General features: G+C 39.5%; 11 protein-coding genes. 10 read left to right on the plus strand and 1 reads right to left on the minus strand.

Translation table 11 applies throughout. The features are described from left to right. The first annotated feature begins 1 nt into the window (after window position 1). The 10 genes from IJJ71_RS13160 to IJJ71_RS13205 all read left to right on the plus strand — a co-directional run bounded on the left by IJJ71_RS13160 (window position 2) and on the right by IJJ71_RS13205 (window position 9,129). A complete protein-coding gene (locus IJJ71_RS13160; RefSeq protein ID WP_296847664.1) occupies window positions 2-3,025 on the plus strand; it encodes a hypothetical protein in 3,024 nt (1,007 codons plus the stop codon). Between the two features lie 59 nt (window positions 3,026-3,084). Then, window positions 3,085-3,858 (plus strand): amino acid ABC transporter substrate-binding protein, encoded by a 774-nt coding sequence (locus tag IJJ71_RS13165; RefSeq protein WP_296847666.1) that lies wholly within the window; start codon window positions 3,085-3,087, stop codon window positions 3,856-3,858. Between the two features lie 143 nt (window positions 3,859-4,001). After that, window positions 4,002-4,637: an amino acid ABC transporter permease gene (locus IJJ71_RS13170; RefSeq protein WP_296847668.1), complete on the plus strand. Its 636-nt coding sequence runs from the start codon at window positions 4,002-4,004 to the stop codon at window positions 4,635-4,637. A 420-nt stretch (window positions 4,638-5,057) separates the two neighbouring features. Continuing rightward, on the plus strand, window positions 5,058-5,513 hold the full coding sequence (locus IJJ71_RS13175; RefSeq protein WP_296847670.1) for a hypothetical protein: 456 nt from the start codon (window positions 5,058-5,060) through the stop codon (window positions 5,511-5,513). Next, the gene (locus IJJ71_RS13180) at window positions 5,510-5,731 is read left to right on the plus strand and encodes a hypothetical protein (RefSeq protein ID WP_296847672.1); all 222 of its coding nucleotides are present in this window, start codon (window positions 5,510-5,512) and stop codon (window positions 5,729-5,731) included. Before IJJ71_RS13175 ends, IJJ71_RS13180 begins: the two co-directional genes overlap by 4 nt. Then, window positions 5,718-6,152 (plus strand): C13 family peptidase, encoded by a 435-nt coding sequence (locus tag IJJ71_RS13185; RefSeq protein ID WP_296847674.1) that lies wholly within the window; start codon window positions 5,718-5,720, stop codon window positions 6,150-6,152. Before IJJ71_RS13180 ends, IJJ71_RS13185 begins: the two co-directional genes overlap by 14 nt. Before the next feature lie 51 nt (window positions 6,153-6,203). Continuing rightward, window positions 6,204-6,494, plus strand: coding sequence for a nucleotidyltransferase family protein (locus IJJ71_RS13190; RefSeq protein ID WP_296847676.1), 291 nt, complete (start codon window positions 6,204-6,206; stop codon window positions 6,492-6,494). Then, window positions 6,481-6,888 (plus strand): HI0074 family nucleotidyltransferase substrate-binding subunit, encoded by a 408-nt coding sequence (locus IJJ71_RS13195; RefSeq protein WP_296847678.1) that lies wholly within the window; start codon window positions 6,481-6,483, stop codon window positions 6,886-6,888. Before IJJ71_RS13190 ends, IJJ71_RS13195 begins: the two co-directional genes overlap by 14 nt. A 2-nt stretch (window positions 6,889-6,890) precedes the next feature. Then, entirely contained in the window at window positions 6,891-7,640 is a 750-nt protein-coding gene (locus IJJ71_RS13200; RefSeq protein ID WP_296847680.1) for an amino acid ABC transporter ATP-binding protein, read from the plus strand. Between the two features lie 307 nt (window positions 7,641-7,947). After that, a complete protein-coding gene (locus IJJ71_RS13205; protein WP_296847681.1) occupies window positions 7,948-9,129 on the plus strand; it encodes an IS4 family transposase in 1,182 nt (393 codons plus the stop codon). Here the strand turns inward: IJJ71_RS13205 and IJJ71_RS13210 are convergent. Further along, entirely contained in the window at window positions 9,126-9,770 is a 645-nt protein-coding gene (locus IJJ71_RS13210) for a hypothetical protein (RefSeq protein WP_296847682.1), read from the minus strand. The genes IJJ71_RS13205 and IJJ71_RS13210 overlap by 4 nt on opposite strands. Window positions 9,771-9,917: the final 147 nt, after the last annotated feature.

Here is a 9,917-nt window from a genome sequence, read left to right on the forward strand (position 1 = left end):
TATGGAAAAAATTGAATTGACTAAGCGGGATTTTGTTTTCTTGGGAATTATTTCTCTGGTTGCCGTAGCATTCACGGTCGTTTGGATGGCTCTTACAGGGAATGCTCCGCAAGTGTACAATGACATCGTTATAGAATGGACTGCATGGGTTCGCAGCAATAAAAGATCGGAAATTCTGTTGCTTCGCCTTTTGATTTTGCTGGGGGCTGTTTCTGTATTCTTGTGGTGTAAATTTTGCAGAAAACATTTTTTGCCAACTAATACGATTGTAACAGAGAAAAAAGCAGATGCCGCAAAATATCTTGTCGTATGGATTTGTTCGATTGTTGTACTGAAATTTTTATTTTTCCAGCAAGTTTCTCAATTATTTGTATTTGCCCTCTGTTTTGCGGGAATTGTTTTCATTATTGAAAAAAATGCCGTTATTTCGTCTTTGTGCATGTATTTTTTGAGCTATTACGCTCTTTTTGCAATTTATCACACATGCAATTTTCTCGGAAGCTATCGTATTATAAAGGCTTTTTCTGAAATGAAAAATTATCCTTCGGCGCTGGCTGTGATTTTTGCGATTTTGTGTACGGGTATTCCTCTGTTTTTCAAAAAGAGGTCATTGATTCTAAAAAGTGCAATTCTCCTTATCCAGCTTGTTCTTCCAGCTTTGTTTCTGATCCTTTCAATAAAGGAATACAATTTCAATGGCGAGATTGTCAATATTGGAATTCCTTTTAGAGCTAAGGTTATCGTTGCGATTGCAGTGCTTTTTACTTTTGCAGATGCGGTCAGAGTCCTTAAAAACTCTTGGAGAAAAGAAGATTTTGAAATAAGTGATTTAATTTCACTTGGGACGTGCGTATCACTCATGTGCTTCAACTTTTATGGCGGACAGGGGGCTGTAGTTTCAGCAGATTTACATCATCCGTTTGAGAATGTTTTTGCATTTCAGCAGTTTTTTGAATTGGGGCAGATTCCGTTTAAGGATTTTATTCCTCCAAGTGGTCTTTTTTCTGTAGTTCACGGATTTTTCTTCAAACTGTGCGGACAAGGAAATATCGCCTATATGTCACTTTCGGACAACATATTTTTCTTTTCGATTTTTGCATTAATGCTCTTTTTATTGCAGTTTCATTTGAAGAAAATCTGGTGTCTTGCCGTGGCTTTGTTTTTGCAGTTTCCCTACTATAATCGTGTTTTATTTATGACGATTGTGGTTCTTCTTCTTTTATTGCCGCAACTTGTCAGACGAGCAAATCTTTGGCTCAAAGTTTTTTTGCTTGTAAATGTTTTTCATGGGCTTTATTATCCTGTTTATGGAGTCGCCTGTTTTGTCGGATTTTTGCCTATGTTTGTGATTCAATGTCGAAAACTCTTTTTGAGTGAAAAAAAATCTTTCAAAACTGGTGGCTTTTGGATTGGATGGATTCCTGTTTTTGTGCTGTTGCTCGCTTCGGTTCCGCTTTTATGGGGAACTTTGATTCATATAAAAGCAATGGCAGGGCAGTCAGTTCTCGCCGATGGAATTTCGATTTTTGGACAGGAACTTCCCGGTTGGTTCATGCCTTATGCAAAGAATATTTTCCGTTATCCGCTTTACAATGCCATGCATATTCTTCCGCTTGCACTGATTGTCTGGCTTCCAGTTTTGTTTTTGTGCAGATTCCTGACTCATGTTGATATGTGTCAAGAAAGGGCGTGGACGAGACAAACAGTTTTGCAATTCATGGATGAGCATATTGAAATCCTAACGGCTGTGATTTCGTTAATTCTTATTCCACTTGTTTCGTATTCTTACAGTTTTATTCGTGTGGACATGTTTAGTTTTTTTGCCCGAAGTTGGAGCGCATTGATTTGTGTTTTTGTCCTTTATACAGTATTTGTTACAAAATATGTAAAGAACAATAGTTTTAAGTTGATTGCTCTTTTTCTTTTAAACCTGCTGATTGTTCCTTCAAGGGGAGTTGGAGTAGAAAATATTGAATGGAAGATGTTTTCTAAATTCGGCGTTTCTGGTGACTTTCAGCTTGTCAAAAAAGGGGATTTTGGATTCAGTACGGTTGGAAAGTGTTTTTTGCGGAATGATTATCTTAATAGCCTCAATTGGGAGAAAAATAAACTTTCAGAAGTTAACGGGGAAAGTTCATTTGCAAAAATTGGAAGCTTCGGACATTGGTATATTTTCAAACAGAAAGGCGGAGCAAATATTGAAGGCGGAATAATGAAAAGTTTTTCTGCTGCAAAGGAAACTTGTAAAAATCTTTTGAAAAATAAAACTCTTGTCGGAACTTATATTGATCCGAATTGCCTATACTACTTTTACAACTGGCTTGTTTCTTCTGGAGATTATGTATGGGATTCTTCTCGCAATTCATTTGTCCCGAATGAAAGCATTTCGGATTTTGGAGAAATAAAAAAACTCAATCTTGAGAATCCGTTTTGTCGAGGCGACTATGACCTTGGAAATTCTGCCGATGTGTTTGGGCTTTCGTTCAGATTTTTGCGAAAAATCTTTACTGAGAAGAAGATCGATTTTGAATCTCGCTCAGAAAACAAGGAAATTGTCCTTGAATTTAATGATTACATTCATGGAAAGGACATGGATTTCGTGTATCTTGAATTTTCAGAAATTGAAAATGAATGCATTGTTACCGAATTTAATATGGGCGGAGAACATGAGAAAAATCAATCAAATTTGATTTCAAAACTTTTCCTGAAAAAAAAGCAAAATCCATCAATGCAGGTTTTCGTTTATTTTTATGATGAAAATGGAAAACGTCATTGTGTTAAGGCAAATTATGGCAACGGAAAATTGCTTATGAATTTGGGAGTCGGTGCACGCTGGCTTTTTGACAAGCATGGAAAACTTGAAATCGAAGTTCAGAAAAGTGGTGTGATGGTTGATATTCCTGAACTAAAAGAAATCAAGTTTTTGAAATGTCAGCAGATTTTTCAAGATAAATTTGATTATTTGAATGCTGTCGTTTATTATGATGATGATTCAGATTTTGAAATGAATGAACTTTTTGAATAATGACAAAGTCCTCGATTTATGATAGTCTGTTTCTATCTATAATATCGAGGTTAAATTGTATGAAAATTACAAAAATTTTGACGGGCGCTTTGGCTGCCCTTATGGTATTCGGGATGGCTTCTTGTTCAAAGGCTTCAAACGAATTTGTTCTTGGTCTTGATGATTCTTTCCCGCCGATGGGATTCCGCGATGATAACAATGAAATCGTAGGTTACGACATCGACCTCGCAAAAGAAGTCGCAAATCGTCTCGGACTCAAATTCCGCGCTCAGCCAATTTCATGGTCTGCAAAGGAGCAGGAGCTTAACACTGGCAAAATCGACTGTATCTGGAACGGTCTTTCAATCACTCCGGAGCGTCTTGAGGCACTCGCTTTCACAAAGGCATATTTGAACAACGCGCAGGTAGTAATAGTTCGTGCGGACAGCGGAATCAAAACTCTCGCTGATTTGAATGGCAAAATCCTCGGCGTTCAGGCTGGAAGTTCTGCTGCTGATGCCGTTGAGGCAAATGCTGATTTTAAAGCAAGCCTCAAGTCAATCGTAGACTTCAACGACAACATCATGGCTTTGAATGATTTGGAAATCGGCGGTCTTGACGGTGTTGCAATGGACAGCGTAGTTGCGGAATACAGCCTCAAAGTCACAGGAAAACCGTTCGTAATTCTTTCTGAAGGTCTTGCCCCAGAGCAGTACGGAATCGCTTTCAAAAAAAGCAATACTGAGTTGCGCGACAAAGTTCAGAAAACACTCGAAGAAATGGCAGCCGACGGCACAGTAGCAAAAATCAGCGAAAAGTGGTTCGGTTCTGACATTTCCATTATCGGGAAATAAAAAATAACCACAGATTACACAGATGTCACAGATTATATAGTTCGTTATTGTAAGTTCTTTGAAAAATACGAATAATTTTCGTAACTGAAAAATCTAATCTGAGTAATCTGAGTAATCTGTGGTTTTAAAAAAAGGAGCGTGAAATGACTAAAATAATTCTTCCAATGCTTACGGCCTCGGTGGTCTCGGTTGAGGTGTTTTTCCTTACGCTCCTTTTTTCCGTGCCGCTGGGGTTCCCTCTTGCGGCGGGGCGGATGTCGCATTTTAAGCCGCTTTCATATATTGTGAACGCGTTTTTGCTTATTATTCGTGGAACTCCACTCATTTTGCAGCTCATTGCGGTCTATTTCTTTCCGGCTTATCTTTTTAAGCTTTCTTACGACCGTTTTGTGGCTGCAATCATCGCCCTTTCTGTAAATTATGCCTGCTATTTCGCGGAAATTTACCGTGGCGGCATTCAGTCGATTCCGCGTGGCCAGTATGAGGCAGCAAAAGTCTTGGGCTACACCAAAATGCAGACTTTCTTCCGAATAGTGCTTCCACAGGTTGTAAAAAGAATTGTTCCTGCGATGGGAAACGAAGTCATCACGCTCGTAAAGGACACGGCTTTGGTCTCAGTTTTGGGAATTGCAGAGCTTTTCCGCACGGCACAGACAACATCAAGTCGCCTTTTTTCGACAACACCAATCCTTATCGCGGGTGTGTTCTATTTCATCATGAACTGGCTTGTCGCCGCCGGATTCATTGTTATTGAAAAGAAGCTGGATTACTACAAGTAGGCGGGGCTTCTTTTCCTTAATCATCAACGAGCGGTTCCTTTAAACTTTTTTTTGTTGAAATTTGCTTAAATTTATCTTGCGAAATGCTTAAAGCTGACTTGTAATTTCCTTATGATTCATTCGAGGGGACTTATAAACTCAACTTTAGCTCAAATTTCTCATTCAGCGGATAAATTTTTGTCCTCAAGCCGTTTAAATAGTCTGTATACTATATATATAGCGGCTTATATTTTAATTCCGTCCTCGCATCACATTTCTCTTTTCTCTCTTATATTCCACAGGCATTGATTTCCAAACGAATTTCTGTGCCTGTGTTTGTTTTTATAAGAAGTTGTACTCCAGCGTGTTTCCTCATGTGTGATTACGGCTTCGAATCTTGCTTAAGGAGGTCTTTATGAAAAAGGCGAACAAGGCACTCGTTTGGTTCCTGCCTTTTGCGTTGATGATGCGGCAGAGTATGTTTCAAGCATTATCGGTGAAGTTGTCGAAGTAAAAGATGCCAGCTGGAATTTTACAGATTTGGGAACATTGTCTTTCAAGATTAATACTGATGCGACATCAAAGATTGACGAATTTGCAACCCTTGAAGTTGCTATTAGGCAGATTCCTGACCTTAAAAAAGTTAAGTTCGTTTCTGGAACTTATTTTGAGGCTAACTCAGCTAAAAATAAATACTCTGGAGAATCTTACTATTCGGCTGGTGATATTATCCAGAAAAATAAGGATAAGACTATCTGGATGTGTGTACGACCTTCTGGTGGTGACTTGAGAAAGGATTACTGCTACTGGATTTGTTTGGATCCATTTGTAAAGAATAAAAAGGGTGAGCAAGAAAAATCTTTGAATATGGTGATAATCTTTACACTGATGACATGAGATTTGACTATCTGCTTTCTGAACTGACTGTTGAAGATTTATCAAATATTATGAAGGGAAATCTTCCGGAACTTAATCGAACTGATTCAGTTTGGACGGAGCATCCTAACCTTGAAAGAACCCCGACTCGCCTCACAACTGACAATCAGGATGATATTTTCTGGTTCTGGTCAGGACATGGTACGAGCGGTCAATTTGTCTGGCATGGAAAAAAATAAAGGTGGTTTTACTACTGAGCTTATGAAGAACACTCTCCTTGCGATGGATGACAACGCGAATAATCATGCAAATAAACGCTTCCGCAAGATGGTTATTTGTATTGAAACATGTTATTCAGGAAGTGTATTTGCTTTTGATGGCGATGTTGACATAGACGGAGTTCTTGTATTCACGGCCGCAAGTCCTTATGAGACTTCACTGGCAGATGTTTACAGCGTGGATTTAAAAGTCTGGATTTCAAACAGATTTACCAGAAATTTAACGGACAGCCTGAATAAAGAAGAATCAATCTGCTATGCAGATTTGTATAAATATCTGGTTCAAAATACGATAGGCTCTCATGTCCAGTTAATAAACGCACAGTGTTTTGGAAATCTTTATGAAATGACATTTAAGGACGACATTTTCAAATCCAATTAACCTCCGTGACTTTTTCCTTGAGTTGTGCTATAGTCTTCTCAAGGAAAAAGTATGGCTGTTGCCCTGCCTCAAAATGTTCTTTCGGAAATAATTCGACTTGCGGAAAAACATGAAATACGAAAAGTGACTCTATTCGGCTCTCGTGCAAGAAAAACAAATCGAGAGCGCAGTGACATAGATTTGTTCGTTACTGGCGAAAATGTCGATGAATTCAGATTTGCCCTTGATGAAGAATCCGAGACTTTGCTGAGATTTGATGTTGTCGATTCTTCAAAAGCAATTTCTGATGAATTGAAGGCTGAAATTGAAAAAGATGGTGTTGTAATTTATGAAAAAGTTTGAAAATTTTCTTGGAAGTCTTTCCGTTCTTGAAAAAGCCGAAAAAGAGCAGGCTTCTAAAGATGAAATTTATCGTACAGGCGTAATCGGTCAGTTCAATCTGACTTTTGAGCTTGCATGGAAGGCTTTGCAGGAGACTCTTCGTGGTCACGGCGTTTTGGGAGCGGAGAACGGCTCTCCTCGTGAAATCCTCAAATTAGGTTTTGCCCATTCTTTTGTTAATGACGAAGAAACTTGGCTTTCAATGCTCAAGGCTCGCAATCTTTCACTTCATATTTACAGTGAAATAGATGCGGAATCTCTTGTTTCTCAAATTTTCGATTCGTTCATTTCTGCATTTCGTAATTTTTCCGAAACTCTCAGTAAAAAAATCGCAGAAATTGAGGAGCGTAATTAATCATGGCAATCATCAGCGTAAAAAATATCAAAAAAACATTCTCCGACAATGTTCCGGTTCTCAAGGATATTTCATTCGATGTGGAGCAGGGCGAAATTTTGGGTATCATCGGGCCTAGCGGAAGCGGAAAATCAACCATGCTCCGCTGCATTGCTCAGCTTGAAACTATTGATGACGGCTCGATTTATGTCTGCGGCCAGCCGATTGTCCAGAACGGAAAATACGCTGATAAAAAAGAGCTGCGCAAAATCGGCCTAAACCTGGGGTTTGTTTTCCAGAATTTCAATCTTTTTCCGCACATGAGCGTCTTGCAGAATATCGTTGATGCCCAGGTGCATGTTTTGAAGACTCCGGAAACTGAGGCCGTTGAGATTGCACGAAAACTCCTTGCTGATGTCGGGCTGTCCGACAAGGAAAATGCCTATCCGTGCGAGTTGAGTGGCGGTCAGCAGCAGCGTGTCTCAATCGCCAGGAGCCTTGCCCTAAAACCGAAAGTCCTTTTGTTCGACGAGCCGACCAGTGCGCTTGACCCAGAGCTTACAGGCGAAATCCTTGCTGTAATCAAAAAACTTGCCGATGAAAAAATGACGATGATTGTTGTCACACACGAAATGGCATTTGCCCGCGACATCTCCGACAAAATCATCTTCATGGCGGACGGCGTAATAGTAGAGCAAGGCGAGCCAAAGTCGCTGATTTCAAATCCTCAGACCGACAGGCTCAAAGACTTCTTGAAGCGGTTCAATCAGTAAAAATTGCTAACTTTCACATTGCTAGTTTTCAATAGTGCCTTGCCATCTCGCTCATGAGGACAAGCACCGATTTTTTATCATTTTCCGAAAGTTTTGAAAAATTTGCCGTGAATTTAAAATCAATAATTTTTCTCTGGGCTACCTTGTTCGTTTTTGTTTTTCAATTGTCGTTACACGCAGTCGCCCACGGTTAATGAAGATAAAGGACCACTGCTGTCCAAGAAAAACAGAGGGTTTTTAAAGTCTGTAATTTGTGGTAGGATTAAGCCTTGCAAAATAACTCCATACCACAAAAAGGATTACAGACATGAACAAATATAACACAATACTTGGACAATTGCTAGAAGGCGTAAATCGACCTCGATTTCAGGTTCTGGTCAAAAAGTATGAGGCAGACAGGTATTACAAGAAAATCACGGCATGGAACCAGTTCGTCACGATGATTTTTGCAGTGATGAGTAATCAGAGCGGGCTTCGGAGCACTGTAAATGCATTAAACAGAGAAAAATCCTCGTTCTATCATTTAAATTTAAACATTGACGGCATCAAAAAATCAACACTGGCATATGCAAATGAGAACAGACCGTGCGAATTTTGGGAAGAAGTCTTTTACATGGTCTGTGAGAGAGCGGAAAAAGTCATCCCCGAAGAAAATTTCAGTTTCAAAAACCCGCTTTATGCCATAGACGGCAGCACATTAGACCTGAACATAGATGATTTTGAGTGGGCAGAATTCAGAACGACCAAATCCGGGGTCAAGATGCTCGTGAAATATGACCTCAGAAAAAATATTCCGACCCAATGTGACATAAAAAATGCGAAGGAGCATGAGAATCAGACATTGACAGAAATGAAGCTTTACAAAGGAGACATCGGGGTATTTGATAGAGGATATTTTAACTTCGAGACATTCGAGAAGTTCTGCAAAGAAGGAATTTTGTTCGTCACAAGGCTCAAGGATAATACAAAGCATGAAACGATGGAAGAAATTGAAGTTCCAAAGAGAAAAGAATTCAAAAATATCCTGAGCGATGAAAAGATAAAATTCACCAGCAAGGTTGGCAAAGAGAAATGTCCCAGCAAATTGAGAAAAATCGTCAGCGTCGACGAGAAAACCGGAAAGAAAATCACGCTTCTGACAAACATTTTTGACATGGATTCGTCTGAAATAGCAGCGATTTACAGAAGAAGGTGGAGAATTGAGCTTTTTTTCAAAAGCATTAAGCAAAATGTCAAAATCAAGAAATTTTTCGGGCAGAGCGAGAATGCTGTCAAGACTCAGATTTGGATTGCGATGATTGTTTATCTTCTGTTCGCAATCTTGACTGCAACAATGAAAGGACTTTCCCCGGAATCTAGATGTTTCACAAGATTTCTGTGTGAGATTCAGTTTTCTCTTTTCAGGAGAATCTCAATTCTAGACTGGTTATTCCACAAAATTCCCGATAAAACAGACTTTCGGGATTCTCAGCCTAGGCTACCTTTTTAGTTGGACAGCAGTGTATTTGTATAATTTACGACGATATTTCCATAACCGAGAATGTAATCATCTGCATTCAATCCAGAAGCATTAAGATTCGCAGCCTTAAATGCAGCAGCAAAATTTTCTGCATCAAACAAGCTCGCGTGAACAGAAGGAATCTTTTCAGAAAAAACAGATGCCACCAAAGCAGAAACATCCGTTCCGCCTTTAATCAAATTGTAATAAACATTTCCGACAGCAGTGCTTGCCCAGTTTACAGTTACGGAATTTGAAACTGCTGCAATATCACATACGGCACGCATTACCGCACCGTCAACATTGCTTTTTACCGTAATAACCCGCCGGCCAACAGGAATCTTTTCGATTGTTACGCCCGCTTTTCCGCCAAGAATTTCAACATCATTTTTCACGATGTCTTCCATTCCATAACCGCTCACAGTCACGGTCGCAGATGTAATTGTGCTTACATCCAGCGCGCGGGAAGCAGATTCACTGCCATTGATTGTGATTGAGCCATATTCTACAGATTTTACGATGCTGTACGAATCAGAGTCCGAATCCGCGAAATTTGCGCATGACACAAGCGGAAGGCTGAGAGCCGTGCATAAAGCAAAACCGGCGACTACATTTTTTATAAATTTTTTCATAATTGTTTAATTCCTCAAAACTTTTTAGTTGAAATCAATATCAATTCCAGCATCGCCCGTATTGCTTCCGCCGCCGATTGTTACAGTACATTCATTCGACTTGATTTTTGTTGAGAAGCCCCTGAGTGAGTTTGTGACTTCGACATA

It is taken from the genome of Treponema sp., from assembly GCF_017430385.1.
Classification (GTDB): Bacteria; Spirochaetota; Spirochaetia; order Treponematales; family Treponemataceae; genus Treponema_D.

Excerpts from the sequence above, each read along its gene's own strand:
- IJJ71_RS13160 (WP_296847664.1), top strand. The coding sequence starts at position 2 with ATGGAAAAAATTGAATTGACTAAGCGGGATTTTGTTTTCTTGGGAATT.
- IJJ71_RS13165 (WP_296847666.1), top strand. The coding sequence starts at position 3,085 with ATGAAAATTACAAAAATTTTGACGGGCGCTTTGGCTGCCCTTATGGTA.
- IJJ71_RS13170 (WP_296847668.1), top strand. The coding sequence starts at position 4,002 with ATGACTAAAATAATTCTTCCAATGCTTACGGCCTCGGTGGTCTCGGTT.
- IJJ71_RS13180 (WP_296847672.1), top strand. The coding sequence starts at position 5,510 with ATGAGATTTGACTATCTGCTTTCTGAACTGACTGTTGAAGATTTATCA.
- IJJ71_RS13185 (WP_296847674.1), top strand. The coding sequence starts at position 5,718 with ATGGAAAAAAATAAAGGTGGTTTTACTACTGAGCTTATGAAGAACACT.
- IJJ71_RS13190 (WP_296847676.1), top strand. The coding sequence starts at position 6,204 with ATGGCTGTTGCCCTGCCTCAAAATGTTCTTTCGGAAATAATTCGACTT.
- IJJ71_RS13195 (WP_296847678.1), top strand. The coding sequence starts at position 6,481 with ATGAAAAAGTTTGAAAATTTTCTTGGAAGTCTTTCCGTTCTTGAAAAA.
- IJJ71_RS13200 (WP_296847680.1), top strand. The coding sequence starts at position 6,891 with ATGGCAATCATCAGCGTAAAAAATATCAAAAAAACATTCTCCGACAAT.
- IJJ71_RS13205 (WP_296847681.1), top strand. The coding sequence starts at position 7,948 with ATGAACAAATATAACACAATACTTGGACAATTGCTAGAAGGCGTAAAT.
- IJJ71_RS13210 (WP_296847682.1), bottom strand. The coding sequence starts at position 9,770 with ATGAAAAAATTTATAAAAAATGTAGTCGCCGGTTTTGCTTTATGCACG.